This window comes from Salegentibacter holothuriorum (genome assembly GCF_900168045.1).
Lineage (GTDB): Bacteria > Bacteroidota > Bacteroidia > Flavobacteriales > Flavobacteriaceae > Salegentibacter > Salegentibacter holothuriorum.
This window is the reverse complement of sequence record NZ_FUYY01000001.1, coordinates 289,543-316,382: the sequence shown is the minus strand read 5'-3', so window position 1 is coordinate 316,382 and position 26,840 is coordinate 289,543. Positions and strand designations below refer to the sequence as shown.

Annotated in this window: 25 protein-coding genes and 2 tRNA genes; 20 read left to right on the top strand and 7 right to left on the bottom strand. The window is 35.5% G+C overall.

Translation table 11 applies throughout. From position 1 onward, the window contains the following. Window positions 1-113 precede the first annotated feature (113 nt). Window positions 114-1,226: an alkene reductase gene (locus B5X51_RS01455; RefSeq protein ID WP_079719086.1), complete on the top strand. Its 1,113-nt coding sequence runs from the start codon at window positions 114-116 to the stop codon at window positions 1,224-1,226. Window positions 1,227-1,388: 162 nt separating this feature from the next. Here B5X51_RS01455 and B5X51_RS01450 read toward each other — a convergent pair whose 3' ends face one another. After that, complete coding sequence (locus B5X51_RS01450) at window positions 1,389-2,402, bottom strand: zinc-binding alcohol dehydrogenase family protein (RefSeq protein ID WP_079719085.1); 1,014 nt, start codon at window positions 2,400-2,402, stop codon at window positions 1,389-1,391. A 96-nt stretch (window positions 2,403-2,498) separates the two neighbouring features. Continuing rightward, complete coding sequence (gene upp, locus B5X51_RS01445) at window positions 2,499-3,158, bottom strand: uracil phosphoribosyltransferase (protein ID WP_079719084.1); 660 nt, start codon at window positions 3,156-3,158, stop codon at window positions 2,499-2,501. 194 nt (window positions 3,159-3,352) lie between these two features. Here upp and B5X51_RS01440 point away from each other — a divergent pair, with 194 nt between their 5' ends. Both B5X51_RS01440 and B5X51_RS01435 read left to right on the top strand, forming a co-directional pair. Next, entirely contained in the window at window positions 3,353-3,970 is a 618-nt protein-coding gene (locus tag B5X51_RS01440) for a hypothetical protein (protein ID WP_079719083.1), read from the top strand. Window positions 3,971-4,061: 91 nt separating this feature from the next. Further along, window positions 4,062-4,523, top strand: a complete 462-nt coding sequence (locus tag B5X51_RS01435) for a universal stress protein (RefSeq protein WP_079719082.1) — start codon at window positions 4,062-4,064, stop codon at window positions 4,521-4,523. A gap of 72 nt (window positions 4,524-4,595) precedes the next feature. On the opposite strand, the gene B5X51_RS01430 is transcribed toward B5X51_RS01435, so the two are convergent. The 5 genes from B5X51_RS01430 to B5X51_RS01410 form a co-directional block, all read right to left on the bottom strand. Further along, a complete protein-coding gene (locus B5X51_RS01430) occupies window positions 4,596-5,207 on the bottom strand; it encodes a thioredoxin family protein (protein ID WP_079719081.1) in 612 nt (203 codons plus the stop codon). Window positions 5,208-5,336: 129 nt separating this feature from the next. Next, window positions 5,337-7,142, bottom strand: coding sequence for a hypothetical protein (locus tag B5X51_RS01425; protein WP_079719080.1), 1,806 nt, complete (start codon window positions 7,140-7,142; stop codon window positions 5,337-5,339). 442 nt (window positions 7,143-7,584) lie between these two features. Next, window positions 7,585-7,662: transfer RNA gene (locus B5X51_RS01420), tRNA-Pro, on the bottom strand. A 207-nt stretch (window positions 7,663-7,869) separates the two neighbouring features. Then, a tRNA-Ser gene (locus tag B5X51_RS01415) sits at window positions 7,870-7,951 on the bottom strand. A gap of 147 nt (window positions 7,952-8,098) precedes the next feature. Then, window positions 8,099-9,337 carry an NAD(P)/FAD-dependent oxidoreductase gene (locus B5X51_RS01410; RefSeq protein WP_079719079.1) on the bottom strand — a complete coding sequence of 413 codons (1,239 nt, stop codon included), beginning with the start codon at window positions 9,335-9,337 and terminating at the stop codon, window positions 8,099-8,101. Window positions 9,338-9,455: 118 nt separating this feature from the next. Here B5X51_RS01410 and B5X51_RS01405 point away from each other — a divergent pair, with 118 nt between their 5' ends. The 17 genes from B5X51_RS01405 (at window position 9,456) to B5X51_RS01330 (ending at window position 26,840) form a co-directional block, all read left to right on the top strand. Then, the gene (locus B5X51_RS01405) at window positions 9,456-10,991 is read left to right on the top strand and encodes a flexirubin biosynthesis tyrosine ammonia-lyase FlxA (protein WP_079719658.1); all 1,536 of its coding nucleotides are present in this window, start codon (window positions 9,456-9,458) and stop codon (window positions 10,989-10,991) included. A 53-nt stretch (window positions 10,992-11,044) separates the two neighbouring features. Next, the gene (fabG, locus tag B5X51_RS01400; RefSeq protein ID WP_079719078.1) at window positions 11,045-11,776 is read left to right on the top strand and encodes a flexirubin biosynthesis SDR family reductase FlxB; all 732 of its coding nucleotides are present in this window, start codon (window positions 11,045-11,047) and stop codon (window positions 11,774-11,776) included. Window positions 11,777-11,778: 2 nt separating this feature from the next. Further along, window positions 11,779-12,657 carry an LpxL/LpxP family acyltransferase gene (locus B5X51_RS01395; protein ID WP_079719077.1) on the top strand — a complete coding sequence of 293 codons (879 nt, stop codon included), beginning with the start codon at window positions 11,779-11,781 and terminating at the stop codon, window positions 12,655-12,657. Between the two features lie 9 nt (window positions 12,658-12,666). Then, window positions 12,667-13,116 carry a hotdog family protein gene (locus tag B5X51_RS01390; protein ID WP_079719076.1) on the top strand — a complete coding sequence of 150 codons (450 nt, stop codon included), beginning with the start codon at window positions 12,667-12,669 and terminating at the stop codon, window positions 13,114-13,116. A 2-nt stretch (window positions 13,117-13,118) separates the two neighbouring features. Beyond that, the gene (locus B5X51_RS01385) at window positions 13,119-13,538 is read left to right on the top strand and encodes an acyl-CoA thioesterase (protein WP_079719075.1); all 420 of its coding nucleotides are present in this window, start codon (window positions 13,119-13,121) and stop codon (window positions 13,536-13,538) included. Next, window positions 13,538-14,677 (top strand): beta-ketoacyl synthase N-terminal-like domain-containing protein, encoded by a 1,140-nt coding sequence (locus B5X51_RS01380; RefSeq protein ID WP_079719657.1) that lies wholly within the window; start codon window positions 13,538-13,540, stop codon window positions 14,675-14,677. The genes B5X51_RS01385 and B5X51_RS01380 overlap by 1 nt, the downstream gene beginning before the upstream one ends. Next, window positions 14,678-15,298 carry a hypothetical protein gene (locus B5X51_RS01375; RefSeq protein ID WP_079719074.1) on the top strand — a complete coding sequence of 207 codons (621 nt, stop codon included), beginning with the start codon at window positions 14,678-14,680 and terminating at the stop codon, window positions 15,296-15,298. Further along, a complete protein-coding gene (locus tag B5X51_RS01370; RefSeq protein WP_079719073.1) occupies window positions 15,273-15,530 on the top strand; it encodes a phosphopantetheine-binding protein in 258 nt (85 codons plus the stop codon). The genes B5X51_RS01375 and B5X51_RS01370 overlap by 26 nt, the downstream gene beginning before the upstream one ends. A 3-nt stretch (window positions 15,531-15,533) precedes the next feature. After that, window positions 15,534-16,724, top strand: a complete 1,191-nt coding sequence (locus B5X51_RS01365; RefSeq protein WP_079719072.1) for a beta-ketoacyl-[acyl-carrier-protein] synthase family protein — start codon at window positions 15,534-15,536, stop codon at window positions 16,722-16,724. Continuing rightward, window positions 16,714-17,772, top strand: a complete 1,059-nt coding sequence (locus tag B5X51_RS01360; protein ID WP_079719071.1) for a beta-ketoacyl synthase chain length factor — start codon at window positions 16,714-16,716, stop codon at window positions 17,770-17,772. Before B5X51_RS01365 ends, B5X51_RS01360 begins: the two co-directional genes overlap by 11 nt. Further along, window positions 17,762-18,532, top strand: a complete 771-nt coding sequence (locus tag B5X51_RS01355) for a polysaccharide deacetylase family protein (protein WP_079719070.1) — start codon at window positions 17,762-17,764, stop codon at window positions 18,530-18,532. Before B5X51_RS01360 ends, B5X51_RS01355 begins: the two co-directional genes overlap by 11 nt. After that, window positions 18,519-19,139 (top strand): flexirubin biosynthesis/transport protein LolA2, encoded by a 621-nt coding sequence (locus tag B5X51_RS01350; RefSeq protein ID WP_079719069.1) that lies wholly within the window; start codon window positions 18,519-18,521, stop codon window positions 19,137-19,139. The genes B5X51_RS01355 and B5X51_RS01350 overlap by 14 nt, the downstream gene beginning before the upstream one ends. 166 nt (window positions 19,140-19,305) lie before the next feature. Continuing rightward, window positions 19,306-19,677: an ApeI family dehydratase gene (locus tag B5X51_RS01345; protein WP_079719068.1), complete on the top strand. Its 372-nt coding sequence runs from the start codon at window positions 19,306-19,308 to the stop codon at window positions 19,675-19,677. A gap of 59 nt (window positions 19,678-19,736) precedes the next feature. After that, the gene (locus B5X51_RS01340; protein ID WP_079719067.1) at window positions 19,737-20,936 is read left to right on the top strand and encodes a DUF2062 domain-containing protein; all 1,200 of its coding nucleotides are present in this window, start codon (window positions 19,737-19,739) and stop codon (window positions 20,934-20,936) included. 60 nt (window positions 20,937-20,996) lie between these two features. Then, window positions 20,997-23,912, top strand: coding sequence for an MMPL family transporter (locus B5X51_RS15790; protein ID WP_245828686.1), 2,916 nt, complete (start codon window positions 20,997-20,999; stop codon window positions 23,910-23,912). Beyond that, a complete protein-coding gene (locus tag B5X51_RS15785) occupies window positions 23,913-25,583 on the top strand; it encodes a C45 family autoproteolytic acyltransferase/hydrolase (RefSeq protein ID WP_245828685.1) in 1,671 nt (556 codons plus the stop codon). Continuing rightward, window positions 25,584-26,840: a flexirubin biosynthesis putative acyl-CoA ligase FlxY gene (locus tag B5X51_RS01330; RefSeq protein WP_079719066.1), complete on the top strand. Its 1,257-nt coding sequence runs from the start codon at window positions 25,584-25,586 to the stop codon at window positions 26,838-26,840.

Sequence of the window (26,840 nt, the reverse complement as noted above, 5' to 3'; positions counted from 1 at the left end):
ATTTCTTAACAGCTACTGCTAACATACATCAATATGTTTCTCTCTGCTTTAGATTAATTTAGCGCTGAAAAAATTGCTAAGAAAAAGATTAATAAAATCAATTTTATAAAACTATGAGTAAAGAACAACATTTATTAAAATCATATAATTTAAACGGATTAGAACTTCCAAATAGAGTGGTAATGGCTCCAATGACGAGAAGTAGAGCTAATAATCCCGAAAATGCACCTATTGAAGGGCTACACGATGTTTATTATACCCAAAGAGCTTCAGCAGGCCTAATAATTACCGAAGGTTCACAAATATCTAAAGAAGCGGTGGGTTATGTAAACACGCCAGGGATTTACAGTAAAGAACAGATTCAAGGCTGGAAAATGGTAAATAAAAAGGTACACGAGGCTAATGGCCGTATGTTCATTCAGCTTTGGCATGTAGGCAGAATGTCTCACCCAGATTTCCATAATGGAGACTTACCATTATCTGCTTCCGCAATAAACCCTGAGTCACAGTCGTATACCTACGAAGGATTTAAGGATACCGTTACGCCAAAGGAAATGAGTATTGAGGATATTAAAAGAACAGTTCAGGATTTTAAAAATGCTGCTAAAAATGCCATGGATGCAGATTTTGACGGAATAGAGATTCATTCTTCAAATGGATATTTATTCCACCAGTTCTTCAATGGGACTTCCAATAAAAGAAATGATGAATACGGCGGAAGTATAGAAAATCGAGCAAAAATCCTTTTTGAAACTATAGATGCCATAAAAGAAGTAATGCCAGAGAATAAAATTGGTTTGAGACTGAATCCTTCTCTCCACGGTATTTTTGGAATGACGATGGATGAAGAAACCATTCCAACTTTCGACTATATTATCAAGAAGCTTAACGATTATGACCTTGCCTATTTACATTTATCAGAGCCTTTTAATGATATTTCGGAGGTGCCATACGCGGTAACAGAGATCGCTAAGAGATACCGCCCAATGTATAACGGAACTTTGATGATTAATGCCGGTTTTGATCAGGAATCTGGAAATAAGGTTATTGAAGAAGGCAATGCAGATTTAGTTGCATACGGTAAACCTTATATTTCAAATCCTGATTTAGTGGAACGTTTTGCAGAAAATATAGCACTTTCAGACTGGGATACAGACACTTTTTATGTTCCCGGAGCGAAAGGTTATATAGATTACGAAGCCAAAGCCAGAAAGCAGGAAGCTTAAAAATTCTTTTTAACTGCAATTATTGAATTACTGAAGAGGTTGTTTGGAATTTTTCCCGTCACCCTGAACTGGTTTCAGGGTCTAGCATGTTTTAATTACATATTAGATTCTGAAATAAATTCAGAATGACGAACTCACTTAATTCCAAACAACCTCTTTTTCTTAAAATGAAATCACATTTTTACCAATAGAACTCCCTGATTCCTGCAGGCTGTGAACTTCTTTAAATATTTCTGGGGTAAGTCCGTTAAAAGTTTTATTAAGCGTAGTTTCAATGGTTTCTTCTTCGAGAAGCTTTGAAATTCTTTCCAGGATTTCGTGTTGCTTATGCATATCTGGGGTTTCAAATTTAGCCCGGGTAAACATTAATTCCCAGTGAAAGGCCGCACTCTTATTCTTCAGTATGTTTAGATCTACAGGATTTTTAGTTTCCACAATAGAGCAAATATTTCCTTGAGGTTTTATGAGGTCTGCCATAGCATCCCAGTGCATATCGGTATCCGAAAAGTTCAGAATATAATCTACCTGTTCATATCCTTTAGCTTTCATTTCTTCCACCAAATTTTTATGATTTACAATTACATCAGCCCCCATATCTCTACACCAGGCTTCGGTTTCATTTCGAGAAGCAGTAGCGATAACATTAAATTTTGTGAGTTTCTTTAAAAGTTGAATAGCTATAGAACCAACGCCACCAGCACCACCAAGAATAAGAATATCTTGATCTTTCCCTGATTCTTCTTCAATTTTTAAGCGTTCAAAAATGCATTCCCAGGCCGTGAGTGAAGTTAGGGGCATAGCAGCGGCTTCTTCAAAAGAAATATTTTTAGGTTTATGGCCAGTAATATTTTCATTAACCAGCTGAAATTCTGCATTACACCCTGGCCTGTCTATTTCTCCCGCATAATAAACCTCATCTCCCTGCTTAAATTTTGTCACTTGATTACCAACTCGTTCTACGATTCCGGCAGCATCCCATCCAAGGATTTTCGGTTGTTCCAGTTCATTATCTTTAGCAGCATTCTGCCTCACTTTAAAATCTACTGGATTAACAGAAACCGCTTTAATTCTTACTAAAAGATCCAGCTCTTCAGGTTTGGGTTCTTCAGTATCGAATTCAATAAAACTGTCGGGATGGTCTATGGGGTGTGATCTCTTTATTCCTAAGGCTTTCATAAGCTAATTTTTAATTCTAATTTGATTCAATTTCAATGTAAGAAATATAAAAACCAGTACCCAGCACTTAAGAAAACTATAAGAGATTTTGGGTGTTTAATGTTGAAGTTTACCGCCGTAGCAAAGGTCTCCGGCATCTCCCAGGCCAGGAACAATATAACCGTGATTGTTTAATTCTTTATCAATGGTAGCGATCCAAAGTTTAGAATCTTCAGGGAATTCTTTATCCAGGTTAGCAATCCCTTCTTCGGCACCAATTACGGCAACTAAATGAATTTCCTTTGGTGTTCCCATTTGTTTTAGAGCCTTCATAACATTCACAAAAGATCCACCGGTGGCCAGCATGGGATCAGCAAGAATAAGAGTTTTTCCTTCCAGGGAAGGGGAAGCAAGGTATTCTACCACAATTTCAAATTGCTCATCGTTATTTGGGTGATGGCGATAGGCAGAAATAAAAGAGTTTTCGGCATCATCAAAATAATTCAATAAACCGTTATGTAAGGGGAGTCCGGCACGTAAAATAGAGCAGATCACAATTTCATTTTCCGGTAAATTAACTTTGGTATTTCCCAAGGGGGTTTTGATATTTTTAGCTGAAAATCTCAATTGTTTACTTAGTTCGTAACCTAGAATTTCACCCAAACGCTCAATATTTCTACGAAAGCGCATTCTGTCTTTTTGAATTTCTACATCTCTAAGTTGTGCCAGAAATTTACCGGCTATTGAATTTTCTTCCAGAAGATGATTTACCTGCATAATAGTTTTTAATTTTGCTTAAATATTGCGGACCAAGGCCGAATATTTTATAATCGCTTAGTAGTGTAAAGGTAAGTAAATGTTTTGCGAATGCGTAACCAGATAAAGTGACTTTCTGGGATTAGTTTTAAAAGATTTTTCTTTAAAGTAATTTGGCCGTATTTTTGATATTACAAGCTTAAAGAATTCATTTTATGAAGTTTATATATACTTTTTTGCTTCTCTTCTTTTCATTACTTAGTTATGGGCAAATAGATCTTCCGGCTACAAGTAATACTGGTGGTATTTTAAAAGCCGAGCCGGAAAAAAAGTCTTCTGGTTTTCCCATTCTTCGTGCTGAAAAATCTAATGAAGAAAGCAAATACCTTAGGGAGAAACAAAAAGCGATAGACTTTAGAGAGAAGCCAAATAATTTAAAGACCGCCGGAGATGCTGTTAAAGAAAAATGGACAAAAGATAAGGAAGCGCTGGATAAGTATAGACAAGATCAATATTTAGGAGATTTTAAAACTACCGGGAAGTTTGTTGAACTCTATTGCCGCGATCATCAATTTGTAGATGGGGACCAGGTAAATATTTATATAAATGGAAAGTTTGTGGAGCGCGTAGTTCTTGGTGGTGGTTTTCGTCCCGTTCTAGTCACCTTAGAAAGCGGATTCAATAATATAGAATTTGAAGCCTTAAATCAGGGCTCTTCGGGACCTAATACTGCACAGTTAAAAGTTCTGGAAGAGAATGGTAATCTGGTGGCTTCCAAAGAATGGAATCTTTTAACCGGCGCTAAAGCCAGTTTGATTGTGGTTAAAGAGTAATTTTATTCAAAAGTTGATTACTTTGTATTATTCAGTATTAATTTTTCAGATTTTAGAATTCATTTAATAACTTTATAAGAAATCAAATCTTATGAAGCGTATATTAATTGCTATAGATTATCATCCTGTTTCAGAAAAGGTAGCTGAAGCGGGCTACAAATTGGCTAAACAGTTAGATGCTAAAGTTTGTTTGCTTCACGTGATGGCCAATGTTAGTTACTACGGAATTGATTACCCCACTTTTATGGGCTATTCCGGTTACGATGAAATGGCTGTAAATTTGGATATTGCACAGGAAATGCGGGGTGTAGTGGAAGATTTTCTGGAAACTGCAGCAAAACATCTTGAAGATAAAAATGTAGAAACACATTTAGCCGAAGGAGATGCAGCCACGGCAATTCTTGAATATTCAAAAACCTGGAATGCAGATCTACTAGTTATGGGTACTCATAGTCATTCAGTTTTTGAAAAGCTTTTAATGGGAACTGTAGCTTCAAATGTTCTTGAAAAGACTGAAGTGCCGGTTTTTATGGTACCGATAAAGAAAGATTAAAATTATTTATAACAAAAAAAAGTCTTCCGGTTTTGGAAGACTTTTTTGTTATAAATTAAGGAATTCGATTTCTTAAATAACTTCTGAACCTTTTTCGGAAAGCACAAAATCTTGCATTTCCGCTATAATTGCTTCCCCTTTATTCTGGTTATACCATAACTGAAGATTTGTTTTAAGCTGATCGTCGACCCTATCGTGTTCCTTTATATAATCAACTACAATTTTAGTCGCTGCTTTAGAACGCGGCCCCCAATGAGTAATTACTTCTTGATTTTCGTCTATAATTATTAATTTGGGGATTGACCGGGAACCATTGGTTAAAAAGGAATCCATGAGCTCTGGATTCTCATCGCGCAGCACAATTTTTAAATCAATGTTATTAGAACAAGCAGCTATTTTATTCAAATACGGAAGACTTTGTGCCGCATCTCCACACCACGGCTCTGTAATTACCAGCCAGGTTTGTTTTATATCTAAATTTTGAAAAGATATAATTTGCTCTTCTGAAAGTTTTATTGTTTTATCAAGACGTTTACTTCTGGAGTAATTAAGTTTGGTAAAATCTATTTTTTCCTTAGTACTTTCTCCGGTTGACGTTCCTTCTGCCACTAGTTTTTTAAACAATAGGTTATATTCTTCATAGCTTATGGCTTTGGCTAGAGATTGTTGAATTAATTCTTTCATTCTTAATGAGTTTAAAATGATTCGGGATTTTACTCAATAATTGAGTTTTAAAACACCAAGGATAGCTTTAAAATTAAAATATGGTGAATTATCTATTCCTGGTGAATTTGCTTTATAATAGTTCGGTTTTTATCTACTTGGTTCGAATAAAGCGAGTTTTGTTTTAAAGATCGCTTTCTCCGCACTTTCTAAAGATTTTTCGAAACCTTTAGTATTGTCCAGGACTTGCTTTTTTAAAAGATCTCGATAATAAGCTATTCCTTCCAAAATATTTTTACAAAAAGCTTCCCAATTTTTCATGGTACGTTTATCAGGATTCGGGGTTCTGTCAATTTGTTCTTCAAGATAATCTATATAAAGCTCTAGTTCCTTAACAAACATATGAGGTCTTTTGTTTTGCTGAATCAAATTGGTACGCCCATAAATATGATCTGTCATTTCTTTTAAAGTAGAGAGCTTTGAGAAATTAGCGATATTTGGGCTTGGACAAATAGTTACAGCTTGTTGTTTTTTTAAGAATGGAACCTTATAATTTAATGGAGCTGCATTACTTAAGCCCACACAAAGGCATTCTTTACTAAGTACATCTTCTCGCTGTTGCTGATATTCTTTTTTAGATAGATCACTTTCTTCTAATTGCTTCAATTTTAGTTTTTGATATTTTTTAGAAGCGGTACAGATAGGTTCTTTTGTGAATTCGGTATTGGAAATTAGAAATTTTTCGGTGCAGGGACTTCCCGGTGCGCCTTTTTCAATTCTATTTAATCTTTCGGTTTCAGCACTGGTGCCTTTTAAATAATTAAACGCTACTCCCAGGGGGGAAGATTGACTTCTTATAATATCTTTTTCTTTAGAATTAATTAGCAAATTTAGCGTTTCATCGTCTACTGTAGTTGCTTCAGGACAAAGCAAAAATGGTGTTCCCCAACCTGTACTATCAACATTATAGTGTTTGTGCAACAAACTATTTTCTTCAGAAGTGCCAATTCCACCCTGTACCGTGATTTTAATTGGGTGGGGTTTAGAAAAACCTTTTTGTCCTTTTGCTGTTATTGCGGGATTGTATAAGCTGAAAAGACTTTCTCTTAACTCTTCCTTCTTTTCTTTAAATTCGTTAAGAATAGGTCCCATTAGTAATCCCTGTGTGGCAAAAACATGACCGCCACAGTTTAATCCTGATTCTATCCTGAACTCACTTACCCAAATTCCTTTTTTGGCCAGATATTTACCCTGAATAAGGGCAGAACGATAATCACTAACTTTTATGACTACCTTTTTATCAAATTCACCCCAGCCTTTTGCGTCAAATTCTTTAAATTCTTCCATATAATTGAATAACCTTGGGTTTAAGCCCGCGGAAAAAATAATGGCAGAATTTTTTAATTCACTGGTAGCATAAGCCTTTAATGCTGTGAGTGCATCTGAAGTGTTTGGGGCTGAAAGTTTATCTTTTCCTGGATTATCTTTGTCTACCTTAGTCATTATATTGACTTCTACAGCACCGGGTTCCATTTTCTCTTTCAGTTGTTTTTGCAGGTTTTCCTTCTCTGAAAGATTTTCTGTATTTAAAAATTTATGAAATAATTTTTTTAGTTCTCCAGTATCAGGAAGCATTTCAAAATACTTGGTAAGATCTGAACTTAAACCAAATGTGGAATCCTTTATTTTTTCAAATTCAGAATTCACCGCACGTTGTACCAGGTTTAAATAATTAGTAATTCGCTTAATACGGTAATCTGTCTCTTTGGTAGTTATAGGGGTATAAATTTCACCATATTTTTGGGAGTAGTGCTTTCGCATAGTTTCCAATAAATTATCCTCTATTATGGAAATAGCTGAATTTATACCGTAGCAGGCTACTTTAATTGGAGAATCTATGGAATACGCCAAACCCATAACGGGTATGTGAAAATTATGTGGAATTGATATCTGCATTTGAATTTAATTTTAAGCTGATAAAGGTGTTCAACTTTTTTTTCTTAATATATGAGCTTAATCATACATTGGTTTATTTCTGAGAATTTTCATTTTAGAACTGATTTAATTCGCTGGAATTTAAATTGTTGCAGATATTTAAATAAATATAAAAAAGGTTCCTTTAATGTATATATCTGGAAAATCAGTAACAAAATAAGAAGTAGGTAAGAGTTAGGGAAAATCATTTGTTACTAAAATAAAAAGCTTTTCAGAATAGTGAGAAGGAGTAAGAAAGCGTGGAATTGTTTCTCTAAGATAATGAAATGCTGGAAAGAAAGTATTCACCGAATCATTCACTGGATAGGGTGATATCAAACCATATCAAATGATGTCATGAAAACAAAAAAAAACACTGAAAATCAATAGATTAACAGTGTTTTTATATCCTTTTAAAGAAGGTTGGTCGGGGTGGCAGGATTCGAACCTGCGGCCTCCTGCTCCCAAAGCAGGCGCGATAACCGGGCTACGCTACACCCCGAGTGATTTTTTAATCGCGCTCGGCGCGATACTTGGGAAGAATTAACCAAAAAGATTAATTCCCAAAATAATAGTTGAAACTATTATTAGAATTTTAGTCTTTTCCGATCCAAAATACTTTTTAAAAGCAATCCGGGAGACGGAGGAAGATTATCCCTGTCTTTCCATAAGAAAAGGAGAATAAAAATCCGCAGACTAAAAAATCTTGCGGAGAGACCGGGATTCGAACCCGGGCATCCCGAAGGATGACAGCTTAGCAGGCTGCTGCATTACCACTCTGCCACCTCTCCTAATGTTAATGAACTTGCAAACGATTTTGCGGTTGCAAATGTAACTTTTACTTACATACCTTCCAAACTTTTTGAGGCTAAAGAACACAATAAAATTTCAGATTATTTTTAATCACTTTGACGTCAGAAATTTAAGCTTAAAAAAAACTAAATATTTATTTCTTCACGATCTATTAAATGGGCTATGTTTTGAATAATTCGTTGATGATTTTTTACAAAGGGGTTTTTCCTATCCCACACATAACCGGCCAAAACTGCACAAATTTGCTCTTTAATTTCAGTTTTAGGAGTTTCGTGAAAAAATAACTTCTGCAAATTCCCGGTATACCATTCTCTAACATAACTGCTGAATACAGAAATTCCGGCCTCCATATATTTGGCATAATCGTTCTCCCAATCAACTTTTTTACCTTCTACTTCAAGTTTAGCCAATTTAGCGGCATGCAAACCAGATTCGGTTGCAAAGGCAACTCCAGACGAGAAAATAGGATCAAGAAATTCTGCACTATTCCCAGTTAATGCAAATCCTTCACCGTAGATCTTGGTTACGTTCCGAGAGATATTTGGCAGTTTTACGGGATCAAATAGAAAAGAGCAGGAGTCAAACCGGTTCTCATAATACTTGAGTTTGTTCAACATCTCCTTAAAGGCTACCGAATTATTTTTACTAAAATTATCAAACCACTCGTCTTTACTTACAAAACCCAGGCTCGTATTTCCGTTAGAGAAAGGAATATACCAGAACCAGGTGTTGGTGTCTAAAACTTCAAAAGTGATAAGTTCACCTTCTTTACCTTTTGGCCGATTTGCTTCTTTGATATGTGTAAATATGGAAGAATTCCCGGTGAATTTGGGCGAAGCGTTTAAATTTAATTGATTTGCTAAGACGCGGCCGTTTCCACTGGCATCAATTATAAATTCAGCCTCGATTTCAATTTTTTCTTCAGAATTCAGAATTACTTCAGTTAAAGACTTTTTTCCTTCAAAATTTACTTTTTCAACTTCAGCATTAAAAAAGATCTTTACACCTTTTCGTTGAATTTCATTTGCCAGAACCAGATCAAAATCGGCTCTGGGAACTTGCCAGGTCCAATTCCAGCCTTTTCCAAATTTTTCAGAAAAATCAAATTCGCCAATTTTATCGGCTTTTATAAATCGAGCGCCATATTTCTTTTGAAATCCTTCGGCTTGAATAACCTCTAATAATCCTGCCTCCTTAAAGTTTTCCATGCTTTTAGGTAATAAGCTTTCGCCAATACTAAAACGCGGAAATGAACTTTTTTCTACCACTAAACAATCTATACCTTGATTTTTTAAATACCCGGCTGCGACCATTCCAGAAGGACCGGCGCCAATAATTAAGATCTTTGTGCTAAGCTGTTTCATTTTGGACTTTGCCAACTTGAGTTATTGTAAATATTCGTGTGCTAAATCAAAAATCAGCAATTTAAAATACGGCCTAAATATAGTACATTTGTTAAGATATATAACTGTTATGCGGCCTATGCTCCCTATAAATAATACCCTTAGCCTCGATGATTTTTACAAGGTTTTGTTTGAAAATACTGAAATTCAGCCTACTTCAAAAAACCTTGAAAGAATTGATGCTAGTTTTAAGTTCCTAAAGGAGTTTTCTAAGAATAAAGTTATTTATGGCGTTAATACGGGTTTTGGACCAATGGCGCAGTATAAGATCAAAGATAAAGATCGCCTTCAGCTTCAGTATAACTTAATTAGAAGTCACGCTTCGGGCTTGGGAAAACCTATGGATGCACTTTATGTAAAAGCCTTAATGCTGGCCCGTTTAAATACCCTTTCCCTTGGTAAGTCCGGTGTACATAAATCTGTTGCCGAAGTGATGCAGCAACTTATCAATAAAAATATCACGCCGCTAATTTTTGAACACGGCGGGGTAGGAGCTTCGGGAGACCTAGTACAACTGGCGCATTTGGCGTTGGTGCTAATTGGGGAAGGCGAGGTTTTTTATAAAGGTAAACGCCGCGAAACCAAAGAAGTTTTTTCCGAAGAGAATATTAAGCCAATAAAGATTGAAATTAGGGAAGGACTGGCTTTAATGAATGGTACTTCAGCAATGACAGGCATCGGGATTGTAAATGTTATTTATGCTAAGCGATTGTTGAACTGGTCAGTTTTTTGTTCTGCAGCGATCAATGAAATTGTGCAGGCTTATGACGATCATTTATCTTACGAACTCAATGCGGCGAAAAAACATTACGGACAGCAATATATTGCAGAAAAAATGCGAAATCATTTAAAAGATAGCAAGCTTACTCGTGACCGTAACGAGCATTTATATAATGATGCCGCCGATAAAAACACCTATTTTAAAGAAAAAGTTCAGGAATATTACAGCTTACGTTGTGTACCACAAATTTTAGGTCCTGTTTACGATACTATAGCGCATACCGCAAAAATCCTTATTGAGGAGGTGAACTCTGCCAATGATAATCCTATAATAGATGTAGAAAATGAACAGGTTTATCACGGTGGAAATTTTCACGGAGATTATGTGGCACTTGAAATGGACAAGTTAAAACTGGTGATCACAAAGATGTCAATGCTTGCTGAGCGCCAACTCAATTATTTGCTCAATAATAAACTCAACGATATTTTGCCTCCTTTTGTAAATTTGGGAAAACTAGGGCTTAATTTTGGAATGCAGGGAGCACAATTTAGCGCGGTTTCTACCACGGCAGAAAACCAGATGCTTTCAAACCCTATGTATATTCACAGTATTCCTAACAATAACGATAATCAGGATATTGTGAGTATGGGCACCAATGCGGCAAATATTACTAAAACAGTTATTGATAATGCTTTTGAAGTGCTTTCGGTAGAAATAATTACTATTGTCCAGGCTTTACGTTACCTGAATTTTAGCGAGAAACTCTCAGATAAAACCAGGCAGGTTTTAGAAGAAATGAACAAGATAATTCCTGAGATAAAAGCGGATGCTCCACTGTATAAAACCAATGCCGAAGTTAAAGAATACCTTAAGAAGCATGAAGTTTATAAATAGAAACCGATTGTATTTATGAACTTATTTAATCTTAACCAGAAAATAAGAACTACATGAAATACGCACTCATCACAGGTGCTTCCCGCGGAATAGGAAAAGCCATTGCCATAAAATTAGCAAGGGAATTACAATATAATATTTTGTTGAATTTCCATTCTAATACCGAAGCCGCTAATGCCACAAAAGAACTTATTGAGGCTGAAAAGATACACTGTGAATTGCTTAAATTTGATGTTTCTGACTCGAAAATGAGTGAAAATGCACTTCTGGAATTCCGAAAAAATAATCCTGATGCAGAAATTGAAATCATTGTAAATAATGCAGGAATTACCAGTGACGGACTTTTTATGTGGATGAAGCCTGAAGATTGGCACTCTGTAATCAATACCAGCCTAAATGGTTTTTATAATGTTACTCAACCTCTATTAAAAGATATGCTGAAAAGGCGTTACGGCAGAATTATTAATATTGTCTCGCTTTCCGGCTTAAAAGGAAATGCCGGACAGGTAAATTATTCGGCGGCAAAAGGCGCATTAATTTCTGCAACCAAAGCACTGGCTCAGGAAATTGGTAAAAGAAAAGTTACTGTAAATGCTGTAGCACCCGGTTTTATAACTTCAGATATGACCGCCGATTTTGACGAAAAAGAGCTGAAAAAAATGATTCCATTAAACCGTTTTGGGGAAGCAGAAGAAGTAGCAGATTTAGTGAGTTTCCTTGCTTCAAAAAAAGCTTCTTACATTACCGGCGAAGTCATAAATATTAATGGCGGACTTTATTCTTAATTATGGCAAATTGGAAAGGACAATCGCGGGGAACCGTCCTTGGCTTAAAGATTTATGTTTTTATCATTAAAACTTTTGGTCTCTATGCATCTTATTTTGTACTTCTTTTTGTAGCGCTCTACTTTATGTTTTTTGCTTTTAATTCAACTAAAAGTGTCTACTTTTTATTTAGAAAGCATCTTGGTTATTCTAGAAGTAGAGCGATGTTGAATGTTTATAAAAGCTATTTTACCTTCGGGAGAATTCAATTAGACCGTGTGGCAATTGCCTCTGGCTTAAAACATAAATATACTTTTGAATTTGATGGAATTCAACATATTCAAAATTTATTAAAACAGAAAAAAGGCGGAATTTTACTTACGGCGCATATTGGAAATTTTAACCTTGCTAAACATTTCTTTGATAAAAAACACGACCATACTATTGTGAATTTGGTAGTGACAGATTTGGAACATAAGGAGATAAAAAATTACCTGGAATCGGTTACCGGGAAATCGGCTATAAAGCTCATAGTTTTAAAAGACGATCTTTCCCATATTTTTAAAATGAATAAGGCGCTACAAAATAACGAGCTTCTTGTTTTCGCTGCAGATCGCTATACCGAACAGGCCAAAACTTATACTCAGAATTTTATGGGGAAACCGGTAAAATTTCCGCAGGGTCCTTTTAAATTGGCTGCCCGAAATAACATTCCTGTGTTGTTTGTGCATATTATGAGAGAGCAGAATTTTCACTATCATTTCTATGCCAGGCCTTATAATCCTGAGAAAAATGAGGCTCAAAATTTATTAAAAGCCTATATTGAAAACCTGGAAAAGATGTTAAAGAAATATCCGCATCAATGGTATAATTATTACGATTATTGGAACGATTTCAGCTAAAATCAACTTATGGAAGAAAATTTACTAAAAGAACCAATTTTAGAATTAGATAGAATACTTCAGTTAATTCCTCAAAAGCCACCATTTGTGATGGTAGACAGCTTGCTGGAGTATAATGAGAAGATGGGGACTACAGGTTTTACTATTCCTGCAGATAATATTTTAGTTGAAAACGGTATTTTTTCTGAACCCGGACTTATAGAACACATGGCGCAGAGTATGTCGCTTTGGCGTGGTTACCAGGGATTTTTAAGCGGACTTGATAAACCAAAAACAGGTTTTATTGGCGCCATCAAAGCCGTAGAAATTATGGGACTTCCAAAAGCAAACACTAAACTGGTTACTTACGTAGAAATTTTGCATGAAATTATGAATGTAACTTCGGTTGGCGCCAGAACCCTGGATGAAAACGGAAAGCTTTTAGCAACTTCTGAAATGAAAACTGTTACTGTAGATTAATTATGCTGGAGAAATCGCTTATTACCATTACAAAACTTAAAGTTAGGTTTCATGAATGTGACCCGTTGCAAATTGTTTGGCACGGTAATTACCTCAAATATTTTGAAGAAGGCAGGGAAGACTTTGGTAGGGAACACGGTATTTCTTACCTGGATGCAAAAGCAGAAGGATTTTCCACACCCATTGTAAAATCTGTTTGCGAACATAAATTACCTTTAAAATATAGTGATTCATTTATAGTAGAAACCACTTTTAAAAATTCGGAAGCCGCAAAAATCAATTTTTCTTACAAAGTTTATAAAGGTGACAATTTGATCTGCACCGGGGAAACAACGCAGGTATTTCTGGATAAAAATCGGGAATTAGTCTTAAATAATCCGACGTTTTTCTTAGATTGGAAAAAGAAAATGAAGTTGCTTTAATGAAGAAGCTCTACCTTTTAGACGATGCTATTATTTCTCCGCTTGGGTTTTCTACTAAAGAAAATATAAAAGCGATTCAGGAAGGAAGATCAGGTTTACAGCTTCAACAAAAACCTGAGACCATCGAAACTTCTTTTTACGCCGGAGTTATTGAGGAATCCCTCTTAAATGCTGCTTTTGTTGGCATCGGGGATATTAAAAAATATACCAAACTCGAAAAAATGATGCTGTTGGCAGTGCAGCAGATTTTAGCTAAAAACAAAGATTTAGATTTAAATGAAACCGCGCTTATAATTGCTACAACCAAGGGAAATATAAACCTTCTAAAAGATCCCGGAAATTTCCCTGAAAATCGATTAAAATTAAGTGAACTCGGGCAGGTAATTGCTAATTTTTTTGGGTTTGCACAAACACCCATTATAGTTTCTAATGCCTGTATTTCTGGTGGCCTGGGAATCGCTGTGGCAAGAAGATTAGGAGGGATAGGGAAAATTAAAAATGCACTAGTTGTTGGAGGCGATTTGGTTAGTGATTTCGTAGTTTCAGGTTTTAATTCTTTCCAGGCTTTAAGCCAGGAGGCATGCAAACCCTTTTCTAAAGACCGCAACGGAATTAGTTTAGGCGAAGCCGCAACGGCTATGCTTGTGAGTACTGATAAACCTGAAAGTTCAGGAAATATAGCTCTAATTGGAGATGCTACAGTAAATGATGCAAACCATATTTCGGGGCCTTCCAGAACCGGCGAAGGCTTATATCAAAGCATTCAAAAAGCCTTAAAAGAAGCTAAGATTTCTGCAAACGAAATTGATTTTTTATCGGCGCACGGTACAGCCACTATTTATAACGATGAGATGGAAAGTATGGCTTTTCATAGGAGTTCTTTACAAAATACACCACTGAACAGTTTAAAAGGCTATTACGGGCACACTTTGGGCGCTTCAGCCTTAATAGAAAGTATTATCACGAAACATACTATGCTAAATAATGAATTATATAGCTCTAAAAATTTCGGAGAGTTAGGGGTTTCCAAATCACTAACTATAATTCAGGAAAATCAGAATATGGAAATTAATTATGCATTAAAAACCGCATCAGGTTTTGGCGGTTGTAATCTCGCTTTGGTTTTTAAAAAGGAATAAATGCAACAGGATTTCTACATAAAAAATTGGGTTAAAATAAAAAATGGAAAGGTTTCAAATTCTGAAAAAGTGATTTTTAATTCTTCTGAAACAGACCTAAGTATTTTCTTTAAAGCGGTTTATAATTTTTTAGAATTGAAGTATCCAAAATTCCATAAAATGGACGGCCTTTCTAAATTAGGAATTTTAGGAGCTGAAATTCTTTTTAGAGAACATAAAATTTCACCAGATACCGCGCTTATTCTTTCTAATAATGCCTCGAGCCTTGAAACCGACAGACAATTTCACGAAAGTATCTCAAGTTTTGCTTCCCCTACGCTTTTTGTTTATACGCTTCCAAATATTGTTTTGGGCGAGATCAGTATAAAATTTAAACTGCAGAGTGAAAACGCTTTTTTTGTATCAGATAGTTTTAATGCTGAATTACTTAAGAATTATTCCGAAAGTTTATTGACTTCAGGAAAGTCTTCTGAAGTGCTTTGTGGGTGGTTAGACTTGGAAAATGGTGAATATGATGTATTTTTGTGCCTGGTTTCTCCGGAAATAAATATGCCTTTTTCCGAAGAGAACCTTAAAAAATTATATTTTGCTGAAAATGAAAAACCTACAAGCCGAACTTAAAGAAAGTATTATCGAACAGCTCAATCTGGAAGATATGAAGCCTGGCGATATAGAAAATGACGAACCGCTTTTTGGTGACGGTTTGGGACTGGATTCAATAGATGCACTGGAACTTATTGTGCTTTTAGAAAAAGATTACGGTATAAAATTGACCGACCCTGCCCAAAGTCGTGAAATCTTTGGTTCTATAAACAGTATGGCAGAATTTATTGAAGCTAACCGTACTCAATAGTATATGAACAAAGGTGTTGCGATAACCGGAATGGGAATTATTTCTGCTATTGGCAACAATACTGAGACAAATTATAGGTCGCTGTTTTCTTCAAAAAGCGGAATTAGTTTTCCTGAATTTCTTAAAACTACCCATAAAAATTTACCGGTTGGGGAAATTAAATTTTCCAATAAATCACTGGCAGAAAGTTTAAACCTACCTCAAGATCATAGTTTTACTCGTGCTGCTCTGCTTGGGAGTTTAGCTGTAAGCGAAGCCCTGGATCAGTCAAAGGTGAAAATTGACGCTGAAACCGGTTTTATCTCAGGCACCAGCGTGGGCGGGATAGATGCAACCGAAAATTATTTTAAAGAGTTTACTAAAGGTAAAACTGAAAACAGTCGTTTTATACGTGCGCAACATCCCGGATTTACCACTGAAAAAATAGCGGAACATATCGGTATTTCAGGCTTTGTAAGTACAATTAGTACCGCCTGTTCTTCTGGAGCGAATGCAATTATGATGGGCGCCAGAATGATTAAAGCTGGAAAATTAAAACGCGTAATTGTTGGCGGAACAGATTGCCTAACCAAATTCACTTTGAACGGATTTAATTCTTTGATGATCCTCTCTGAAAAACATTGTCTGTCTTTTGATGAAAATCGTAACGGATTAAATCTAGGGGAAGGTGCTGCGTATCTGGTTTTAGAAGCCGATGAGGAATTAAATGGAAAACCTGTTTTAGGAAGAATTATGGGTTATGGAAATACCAATGATGCCTTTCACCAAACTGCGTCATCAGAAAATGGGGAAGGCGCATTTTTAGCGATGCAAGAAGCGCTGAAAATTGCAGAAATTGGCTCAGAAAATATAAATTACATCAACGCGCACGGCACAGCTACCAAAAACAATGACCTTTCCGAAAGCAGAGCTCTACAAATACTTTTTGGCGATACTATTCCCGATTTTAGTTCTACCAAGGCTTTTACTGGCCACACCCTGGCTGCCGCTGGTGCTTTAGAAGCAGTTTACAGTTTGATAAGCTTGAATAAACAGCAAATATTTCCAAATCTTAATTTCTCTCAATCAATGAGTGAAACCGGTTTACAACCAGTTACCGAAGTGAAAGAAAAGAAATTGGATTTTATTTTATCAAATTCCTTCGGATTCGGGGGTAATTGTACCTCTTTAATTTTCGCTAAAGATGAAGCCTAAAGTCTATATTAACGGGATTAGTAGTATTTCGGCTCAGACTACAGAGAAGGAAGAAAATCCGATTTCCTATCATAAAAATATTTTCCCGGCACTTTCACCAAATTATAAGGAGTTTATAAAGCCAATGGCCTTAAGGCGAATGTCTAAAGCCATCAAAATGGGAATTAGTTCGTCAAAAGTAGCTTTAAACGAAACAAATACTGAAATTCCCGATGCCATTATTACCGGAACCGGAGAAGGTTGCAAACAGGATACCGAGAGATTCCTGGAAAATTTAATAGACCAGCAAGAAGAATTGTTGTCGCCAACTTCATTTATACAATCTACCCATAACACTATTGGAGGTCAAATTGCTTTAAATTTAGGCTGTAAAAATTACAATGTAACCTATTCACAAAATTCGGCTTCTTTGGAAAGTGCTTTGCTAGATGCAGAATTGCAACTTTTAGAAACTTCAGTAAAGAAATCGGTTTTGGTTGGAGGAGTAGATGAGCTTTCAGAAAATATCACTCAGTTTAGAGCGCTGGATGGACAGTTAAAATCTGTTGATATTCATAACCTTGATTTGTGGAAAGAAGATTCACCGGGCACAATCACTTCAGAAGGCGCACATTTCTTTATACTTTCAACAGAAAAAAACAATAACTCCTATGCCGAATTTAAAGGCATTTCTATAAAAAATTCAATTCAGCCGGAAAAAATAAATGCTGAAGTTGAAATTTTCCTGAATAAAAACAATATCAATGCTGCTGCAATAGATGCAGTGCTTTTAGGAAGTAATGGCGATAATAGGTACGACCACTATTATAAGAATCTTCAGCAAAGTCTATTTAAAGATATTCCGCAGTTAGGGTATAAACATTTGGTAGGGGACTATGATACTGTTTCTGGATTTGCGCTTTACTCAGCGTGTAAAATTTTAAAAAGCGGCAGAATTCCCTCTGTGTTGAAGCTAAATACTTCAACCCCAAAAGAATTGAAGAGTATTTTGATTTACAATCAGTATCTTGGGCGGGATCACAGTTTAATTTTACTAAGTGCGGTTTAGAATTATAAATACGATTATCATTCTCTTGGTGTCTGCAGGACTGGTATTAGCCTTTTTTGGGCTCGCATCATTTATGTATGTGCTGGCTTTTATAGTTTTTTACATCTTATTTTTACTCACAGTTTCTACCAATGTGCGTTTTAATTTTTTCGTAGAATCTTTTAGCGAAAATCGAAAGATCAAAGAAAACCAGATCGCCATAACTTTTGACGATGGACCGGTGGAAAATACGCTTGAAATATTAAAAGTTCTTGACAAATATAAGGCTAAAGCCGGATTCTTCTGTATTGGAAAAAGGATTGAAGAACAACCTGATATCTTTAAAGAAATTATTGAAAAGGGCCACCTTGTAGGAAACCACACCTATACGCATACACGAAAAATGGGTGCTTTGGGAGTTTCCAGAATTGTTTGGGAAATTAAGGAGTGTAATAGAATTGCCGAAGAAACAGCTGGCATAAAAATGATGCTATTTAGGCCTCCATTTGGTATAGTTAGTCCAAAAACACACAAAGCACTTCAAAAAACCGGTTTAATATCTGTAGGATGGAGTATCAGATCTTTTGATGCAATAGTTTCTTCCGAAGAAATTGTTTTAAATAGAATTAAGAAAAGAATAAAACCCGGTGCGATTATTCTTTTACACGATAATAATGCTAAAACCGTCAAGATACTGGAACAGTTGTTGGTATTTTTGAAAAATAATAATTACGAGGTTGTAAGGCCCGATAAATTACTGGAAATCAATGCGTATTCTTAGTTTGTTATTTTTGTTTTTTAGTCTTAACCTGTTTGCTCAGCAAGAAATTTCGGAAACAGAAATTGCTCAATTTCAGGGAAAAATGATAGCTAAAGCCAATGAGCTTAAAACTCTACAGGCTAATTTTATCCAGACTAAAAAAATGGAGATGATCACAGACGAAACTGTGAGCCGGGGAAAGTTATATTATCAGAATTCCGAAAAATTAAAGTGGGAATATACAGAACCTCAAGATTATGTAATTTTTTTAATAAGTGATGAGTTACATATTAATGATGCTGGTGATAAGAGTGTTAGAAATATCGCTTCCAGCAAACTTTTCGGAAAAATAGCCAAATTAATAACCGGAACAATTAGCGGTAAATTGCTTCAGGATAATGAAAATTTTAATTTCTCATATTTTAAGGAAAATGATAAAATAATTGCGGTTATTATTCCTAAGGATAAGCATTTAAAGCAAATATTTTCAGAAATACAAATGCAGTTTAATGCTGAGAGTTTAGTAGAAAAAGTAAGTTTGATTGAAGAGTCGGGCGATGCTACCGTTATTGAGTTTAGCGAAATCCAGTGGAATAAAGAAATTCCGCCTTCAGTGTTTCAACCTTAAAACCTACTATAAAGACTAAAAATCCTGAATTTTCTGTTTAATTTAGTAAAAAACTTCAGAGCAAGCTCACGAAGCATTGTTATTGGAAAATATAATCTGATTTCGAGGCAAGCCTCGGAGCATTTAATCTCGATTATCGAGTAAAACACCAACAACCAACCAATATATGTTATTAAAAGATTTTTATTCGGTATTGAATTCTTCCAAGGAAGGCGAAAAACATATTACCCAACTTCAAATTGATAAAACCCATGCTATTTATAACGGGCACTTTCCTGGCAGGCCGGTAACTCCCGGAGTTATTTTAATGCATTTATTTAAGGAAGAAGCAGAGCGAAAATGCGGTTTTAAACTTCAGTTTAAAAAAGGTGCTAATATAAAATTTATGGCCGTGGTAGACCCTAACCAAGATTCCATATTAAACCTGGAATCTGAAATTGAAGAAATAAACGGCGAAATAAAGCTTAAAGGAATAGCCAGAAATTCAGCAGGTATTTCATTAAAAATCAATTCTTTTTATAAAAAGATTGAATCTTAGCGGTTTAGCATATTGCGTTTTGCTTTTTAATTATACTTTTGCAAAAAAGCCATTTTACTTTGAACCAAAAACCTATATATCAATCCAGATTTGAATCTTTAAACTGTTGTATTCTAATCCCAACCTACAACAACGAAAAGACGCTGGGCAGTGTTTTACAGGATTTACTGTTATATACTTCTAATCTCGTGGTGGTTAATGATGGTTCTACAGATACTACGAAAACTATTCTCAAGGATTTCCACGAAATAAACATTCATCATTTTGAAGAGAATAAAGGCAAAGGAGAGGCTTTAAAACACGGCTTTAAATTAGCTGAAGAATTAGGATATGATTATGCTATTACCATAGATTCAGACGGGCAACATTATCCAGATGATCTTGATGTTTTTCTTACACATTTAGAAGAGAAGAAACCGGAGACTGAGATTTTACTGGTAGGAGACCGTAATATGGGCCAGGATGGAATTCCGGGAAAAAGTACTACCGGAAATAAATTTTCTAATTTTTGGTTTTTAGTGGTTACCGGCACTCAACTTACCGATACGCAAAGTGGCTACAGACTTTATCCCTTAAAAGTAGTTAATCAAATAAAGCTTTACACCAATAAATTTGAATTAGAAATTGAGATTATTGTAAAGTCTGCCTGGAGAAAAGTAAAGGTAAGAAACGTACCTATCAAGGTTTTTTATGAAGAAAACCGGGTGACACATTTTAGACCCTTTTGGGATATCACTAGGATTACAATACTTTACATTTGGTTTGTTTTGGTAAGCTTTTTCTATATCCATCCACGCGATACTTACCAGGATTTTAGGAAGAAAGGTTACAAACGTTTTTGGAAAGAAAATATAATTAAAAGTCAGGAGCCTGCGCATAAGAAAGCAGCGGCGATCGCTCTTGGGGTGTTTGTAGGTATTTTGCCGTTTTGGGGTTTACATACTCTATTGGTCTTTAGCCTTGCGGCTATGTTTAAACTCAACAAAGTAGTAGCATTTCTCTTTAGTAATATTAGTATTCCTCCACTTATTCCTTTTATAATTTATGCGAGCTACCAGGCAGGTTCTTTGCTTACCGGTCACGGTTTAGCCTGGGAATTAAGACCGGAAGATTTTGATTCTACTGCCGATATTTTCTTTGGGCTTTGGCAATATATCATTGGAAGTTTTGCCCTTGCAGGAATTGCAGCCCTGCTGCTATGGATTGTGTTTTATTTCTTATTTTCCGTCACGAACCAAAAACAGGTGATAAAACCTTAAATGCACACTCTTTTTCTCAGGCTTTATTATTTTTTTCGAAAACAAAAAGCAGTTGGTTTTTTGTTACTGGCGCTATTTGTATTTGCCGGTGGATATTTTGCCAGTCAAGTTCAATTAGAAGAAGATGTTACGAAACTAATTCCAGCCGGGGAAAAACAAGATGTTTTAAGGAAGGTTTTGGATCATACCGAGTTTTCCGATAAGCTCATTATTGCTATTTCTTCGGAAGAAAGAGATTCCGAAGCACTTACCCAATATGCAAATCAGTTAACCGATTCCCTTCATAGCAAAATACCGGAATATCTCACTAAAATTCAGGGAAAGGTTCCTGAAGAAGGAATTCTGGAAGTTTACGATTTTGTGTACCAAAACTTACCTTTATTTCTTAATACCAAAGATTACGATGAAATAGAAGGTCGCTTGGTGGTTGATAGTATTCGAGACCGACTGGAAAAATCGTATAAAAACCTGATTTCTCCCACCGGCTTTGTTACTAAGCAATTTATATTTAAAGATCCACTTTCTATAACTAACCTTGGCTTACAAAAGCTTCGTGAGTTACAGGTTGATGGTAATTTTAAGATCTATAACAATTATTTGATCACTAAAGATGAGCAACATCTCCTATTGTTTATCACACCCAAGTATTCATCTTCAGAAACTAAAAATAATGAAGTTTTCATAAATGAATTGGAGCAAATTGTTTCCGGTTTAAATCGAAATTCAAAGGTTAGCGCTCAATATTTTGGCGGGGTTTTGTATGCTATCGCTAATGCAAATCAGATTAAAAAGGATATTCAAATAACCTTAAGCATTGCCTTTAGTATTTTGTTCATTTTACTAATCTTCTTTTACCGAAAGTTCTACGTTCCTCTATTGCTCTTTATTCCCAGTGTTTTTGGCGCTTTAATGGCTATTAGCATTCTATATATTACCAAATCTTCGGTTTCTGCTATTTCTTTGGGTATTGGTGCTATTCTTTTAGGAATTAGCCTGGATTACGCCTTGCATATTCTTACTCATTTCAGGAATAATGCTAATGTGGAATCGCTTTATAAAGATGTGGCGAAGCCTATTTTAATGAGCAGTTTTACAACGGCCATCGCTTTTTTATGTCTTTTATTTCTTAAAAGTGAAGCCTTGAACGACCTAGGAATTTTTGCCGCCGTGAGTGTCGTTACTGCCTCTGTTTTTGCATTAATTTTAATTCCGCAGTTTTACAAAGTACCACAAGATCCCAGGGGAGTAAAATCGAACTGGTTAGATAAAATTGCTGCAAAGCGTTTTTATCAGAATAAATTTCTTGTTGGTGGCGTGATCTTACTATTTGCAGGTGGACTTTTCTTTTTTAATTCAGTGAAGTTTAATGAAGATCTTTCTCAGCTTAATTACGAACCGGAAAATATAAAACTAGCCGAGGAACATGTTAAGAATATCTCCGGAAAAGCTGCCAAAACCACTTATTTGGTTTCCTACGGAAAAGATATTGAGGAAGCCCTTGAACAAAACAACGAGTTATACCAGGAATTACGGTTATTGAAAAATGAAAATAAAATTAAAAGCTTTAGTAGTATTGGTGGAGTAGTGCTTTCTACACAAACCCAGAATGAAAAAATAGAAAATTGGGAAGATTTCTGGACCAGCACTAAAAGGGAAAATCTAAAAGAAAACCTTCTTAGAGAATCGGCTGAACTTGGATTTAAGGAAAAAAGCTTTACCCGTTTTTACAAACAGTTAAATAAAGATTTCAGCGGAATTTTCCTTGATGATTATCGCAATGTTAATACGCTTTATTTAGATGATTTTATAAATAGAAGCCCAGGATTTGCTACCGTGACCAGTACCGTTAGTTTTGATGAAACTCAACCCGAAGTATTAAAGGTACTGGAAGAAAATAAAAATATAATAGCAATAGATAGAAAACAAATGAACCAGGATTTTCTGGGGAATTTAAAAAGCGAATTTAACCGACTTATCTTGTTTTCAGTCCTTGCGGTTTTCTTGGTTTTACTGTTCTTCTACCGTAGTTTATTACTAAGTTTACTTACGCTTTTACCTATTGCCATCACCTGGATTATTGCATTGGGAATTATGGCAATTTTTGATATTCAATTTAATGTCCTTAATATTATTATTTCCACCTTTATATTTGGCCTGGGCTTAGATTACAGCATTTTTATAACCAATGCCTGCCTCAAAGAGTATGAGACCGGCAAACCAGCTTTACAAACCTATCAAGCCTCTATTTTACTATCGGTTTTAACTACTTTATTGGGAATTGGAGCACTTGTTTTTGCCAAACATCCCGCGTTGCAATCGGTTTCTATTGTTTCGGTAATTGGGGTTTTAACAGCGATGATTGTAGCATTTGTGTTGCAAACAAAAATCTTTCAGATCTTGTTCTTCAATAGAAAAAAAAATGTAAAGCCAGCATTCAGTTTCACATCAATTTTTAAAGGTAAGGGTTCAAAAGAAAAACTATATTTCCAGCAGAAAGTTTTATCGAATTATCGATATAAATCTATTTATAAAAAAGCAAAAAAGGAGTTTACCATTAATAGGGAACGGTTTCTAATAATTTCTAGATTTATAGAACCCAATGAAAAGGTGTTTTTACAGAACACCTACTTAGGACTTTTACCGGTGTTCTTATTTCTGAAAAATCAAAATGCTCATTTTACGGTTTTTGATCCAAATGAAGAAAATTTAGAGATTTCAAAAAATACTTTCAGCGCTAATTCTGAAAATTTAAAATTTCAGAAAGATTTTCCTTCAGAATTTAAGGACATTTCCGTGTTTATAATTGCTAAAAAACCGGAAGTAACAATTGCTGAAAACCTAAAAGATGCGATAAAGAAAAATGCTGATAAAGTAATTATTTTAACTTCGGAGTACGAGAGCAGGTGGCTAATAGACTATAACTTTGAAATTGCTTATCGTCAAAATGATATCCTGGTTTTAAAAAGAATGGATTAAGTGAAATTGTTTTTTGTAAAAGTATCAGTCTTTATTGGAGTCTTATTTCTCCTGAATTCCTGCGGAATAAAACGTTCCATGCAGGATCGTCCCGATATTTCCGGAATAGAAAATATAGATACTACTAGAACTAAGCTAAGTGATACTCATTATAGGATTGGTGAAAATTCAATGTATAAAAATAAATACGGCATTTGGGAATTATATATTGAAGGAGATGCTTTAGAACGCGGTGTAATAAGCGGAAGCTTAACCCGTGAGTTGATGCATAAGCAGGAAACTGCCTTTATGGAAAAGATTTATGAACTTGTTCCCGGCACAGGATATCGAAATTTTCTTAAAAAAACCGTGGCCTGGTTTAATCGAAAAATGTATTTGCACGTTCCGGAAGAATATAAGCAAGAAATTTACGGTACTTCGCTTTTTGGATTGCAGAAATATAATGAGTTCGCCCCGGCTTATGTTAGAATGCTGTATTTTCATGGAGCACACGATATTGGTCACGCGTTGCAGGATTTAATGCTGGTGGGATGTACTTCTTTTGCAGCCTGGGACAATAAAACAGAAGATGGGCAATTACTTTTAGGCAGGAATTTCGATTTTTATGCGGGCGATGAGTTTGCAGAAGAAAAGATTGCAGCTTTTGTTAATCCTGATAAAGGACATAAGTTTATGATGTACACCTGGGCAGGGATGATTGGCTCTGTGAGTGGTTTGAATGAAAAGAGAATAAGTGTGACGATTAATGCCGGAAAAAGTAAAATTCCGATGCAGGCCAAAACTCCTATTAGCCTGGTTACTCGTGAGATCTTACAATATGCGTCTTCAACTAAAGAAGCTATAGAAATCGCTAAGAAGCGTGAAGTTTTTGTTTCAGAATCTATTATGGTTGGTAGCGCCTCAGAGCATAAAGCGATTTTAATTGAAGTAGCCCCGGGAAATTTTGGAGTTTATGAAGTTGATAATTCAAATAAATTAATTTGCAGCAATCATTTTCAAAGTGAAGCTTACGCGGAAGATAATCGAAATTTAAAGGCTATAGAGGAAAGTCATACACAATATAGATTTGATAAAATGCAGGAGTTACTTTCTGAAAAAGAGAAATTAAACCCGCAAATAGCAGCTGAAATATTAAGAAATAAAGAAGGTTTGAAGGGAGCTAAGCTGGGGATGGGAAATGAAATGGCGATAAATCAATTGCTTGCCCATCACGGAATCATTTTTAAACCTGAAGAAAGAAAAGTTTGGGTGTCGGCAAATCCATACCAGTTGGGTGCTTTTGTGGCTTACGATCTCGATACTGCATTTAAAAAGTTTGAAGACGGAAATGTGTCAGGCAGTGTTATGCTTGCTGAAGAAACCATTGCAGAAGATCCTTTTGTAAATACTGAAGCTTATAAAGATTACGAGAAATACCGAAAATTAAGTCGGGAAATCACTGAAGCTATTTCTAAAGAAAAAGAAGTTTCAGAAGATAAAATTAAGCGATTAAAGTATTTGAATCCTCATTTCTGGGAAGTTTATAAAATTGCCGGCGATTACTATTTTAAGCAAAGAGAATTTAAAAAAGCCGTGATCAATTACAAACAGGCAAAAAGGAGGGAAGTGACTACTTTACCGGATGAAGAATACCTGGATAAAATGATTAAAAAATCTTACCGCAAAATCTAAATGACTAATTTCTACGATATAAATAAAAATGAGGAATTGCTGAAAAAACAGCTAAGCTACGCTGTTGCAAATTCTCCATTTTATAAAAAGCGTTTTACAGATTGTAAAATTGATATTGAAGCAATTCAGTCTTATGAGGAATTCAGAAAGATTCCGATTACTACAAAAGAGGATTTACAGAATTATAACGAAGAATTTATTGCGGTTGGAAAAGATGCAATTATAGATTATGTAACTACTTCAGGAACATTAGGTAACCCGGTTAGTTTCGCGTTAAACGATGCGGATTTGGATAGATTGGCAGAAAACGAACGTCAGTCCTTTGAAATGGTAGGAGTTAAAAGATCTAGCGTGGTGCAACTTACCACGACTTTAGACCGAAGGTTTATGGCCGGGATGGCTTACTTCCTGGGGTTACGAAAGCTGGGCGCCGGGATTGTAAGAACCGGCAGTGGCTTACCCGGATTGCAGTGGGAATCTATAGAACGATTTCAACCTGATTTTCTCGTTGCAGTTCCTTCATTTCTGCTGAAGATGATCGATTTTGCCGTTCAGAATGGGATAGATTATAAAAAGTCTTCAATTAAAGCTGCTGTCTGTATTGGCGAACCTTTGCGAAACCCCGATTTCAGTCTGAATTCTTTGGGACAGAAAGTAAAGGATTTATGGGATATAGAATTATTTTCTACCTACGCCAGCACAGAAATGGGTACTGCTTTTACCGAGTGTGAATTCCATAAGGGAAATCATAGCTTACCCGATTTAATCTTTGCTGAAGTTTTAGATGAAAATCAAAATCCGGTAGAACCCGGTGAAATTGGGGAATTAGTGGTGACGCCTCTGCAAACTCAAACAATGCCTTTAGTGAGATTTGCTACTGGAGATATGGTAAAGTTTTATGGGCAAAATTGTGACTGTGGTAGAAGATCATTTCGCATTAGCACGCCTGTTGGACGTAAAAAGCAAATGATTAAGTTGAAAGGAACTACACTTTATCCGCAGCAAATCATCAATTTACTTACGGCTTTTCAATCCCTGAAAATATTTGTTATTGAAGCAAGTTTAAATGAAAATCAAACTGATGAAATTTTGGTAAGAATTCCGAATGATTTTACTGAAACCAATAAGCTTCAGGAACATTTGCAAGCTGGATTGAAAGTGAAAGTTAGCTTAGAAAAAACTTCTTTAGAAAAACTTGAAAAATTGAAATTTCCTCAAGAAAGCAGGAAACCAAAACTTTTCCACGATTTTCGGTAA

What these genes read in the sequence shown, in the direction of transcription:
- B5X51_RS01410 (WP_079719079.1), bottom strand. Translation starts at nt 9,337, where the DNA reads ATGAAACAGCTTAGCACAAAGATCTTAATTATTGGCGCCGGTCCTTCT.
- B5X51_RS01375 (WP_079719074.1), top strand. Translation starts at nt 14,678, where the DNA reads ATGCAACAGGATTTCTACATAAAAAATTGGGTTAAAATAAAAAATGGA.
- fabG (WP_079719078.1), top strand. Translation starts at nt 11,045, where the DNA reads ATGAAATACGCACTCATCACAGGTGCTTCCCGCGGAATAGGAAAAGCC.
- B5X51_RS01455 (WP_079719086.1), top strand. Translation starts at nt 114, where the DNA reads ATGAGTAAAGAACAACATTTATTAAAATCATATAATTTAAACGGATTA.
- B5X51_RS01350 (WP_079719069.1), top strand. Translation starts at nt 18,519, where the DNA reads ATGCGTATTCTTAGTTTGTTATTTTTGTTTTTTAGTCTTAACCTGTTT.
- B5X51_RS01425 (WP_079719080.1), bottom strand. Translation starts at nt 7,142, where the DNA reads ATGCAGATATCAATTCCACATAATTTTCACATACCCGTTATGGGTTTG.
- B5X51_RS01450 (WP_079719085.1), bottom strand. Translation starts at nt 2,402, where the DNA reads ATGAAAGCCTTAGGAATAAAGAGATCACACCCCATAGACCATCCCGAC.
- upp (WP_079719084.1), bottom strand. Translation starts at nt 3,158, where the DNA reads ATGCAGGTAAATCATCTTCTGGAAGAAAATTCAATAGCCGGTAAATTT.
- B5X51_RS01440 (WP_079719083.1), top strand. Translation starts at nt 3,353, where the DNA reads ATGAAGTTTATATATACTTTTTTGCTTCTCTTCTTTTCATTACTTAGT.
- B5X51_RS01430 (WP_079719081.1), bottom strand. Translation starts at nt 5,207, where the DNA reads ATGAAAGAATTAATTCAACAATCTCTAGCCAAAGCCATAAGCTATGAA.
- B5X51_RS01370 (WP_079719073.1), top strand. Translation starts at nt 15,273, where the DNA reads ATGAAAAACCTACAAGCCGAACTTAAAGAAAGTATTATCGAACAGCTC.
- B5X51_RS01330 (WP_079719066.1), top strand. Translation starts at nt 25,584, where the DNA reads ATGACTAATTTCTACGATATAAATAAAAATGAGGAATTGCTGAAAAAA.
- B5X51_RS01385 (WP_079719075.1), top strand. Translation starts at nt 13,119, where the DNA reads ATGCTGGAGAAATCGCTTATTACCATTACAAAACTTAAAGTTAGGTTT.
- B5X51_RS01345 (WP_079719068.1), top strand. Translation starts at nt 19,306, where the DNA reads ATGTTATTAAAAGATTTTTATTCGGTATTGAATTCTTCCAAGGAAGGC.
- B5X51_RS01395 (WP_079719077.1), top strand. Translation starts at nt 11,779, where the DNA reads ATGGCAAATTGGAAAGGACAATCGCGGGGAACCGTCCTTGGCTTAAAG.
- B5X51_RS01360 (WP_079719071.1), top strand. Translation starts at nt 16,714, where the DNA reads ATGAAGCCTAAAGTCTATATTAACGGGATTAGTAGTATTTCGGCTCAG.
- B5X51_RS01365 (WP_079719072.1), top strand. Translation starts at nt 15,534, where the DNA reads ATGAACAAAGGTGTTGCGATAACCGGAATGGGAATTATTTCTGCTATT.
- B5X51_RS01390 (WP_079719076.1), top strand. Translation starts at nt 12,667, where the DNA reads ATGGAAGAAAATTTACTAAAAGAACCAATTTTAGAATTAGATAGAATA.
- B5X51_RS01435 (WP_079719082.1), top strand. Translation starts at nt 4,062, where the DNA reads ATGAAGCGTATATTAATTGCTATAGATTATCATCCTGTTTCAGAAAAG.
- B5X51_RS01380 (WP_079719657.1), top strand. Translation starts at nt 13,538, where the DNA reads ATGAAGAAGCTCTACCTTTTAGACGATGCTATTATTTCTCCGCTTGGG.
- B5X51_RS01405 (WP_079719658.1), top strand. Translation starts at nt 9,456, where the DNA reads ATGCTCCCTATAAATAATACCCTTAGCCTCGATGATTTTTACAAGGTT.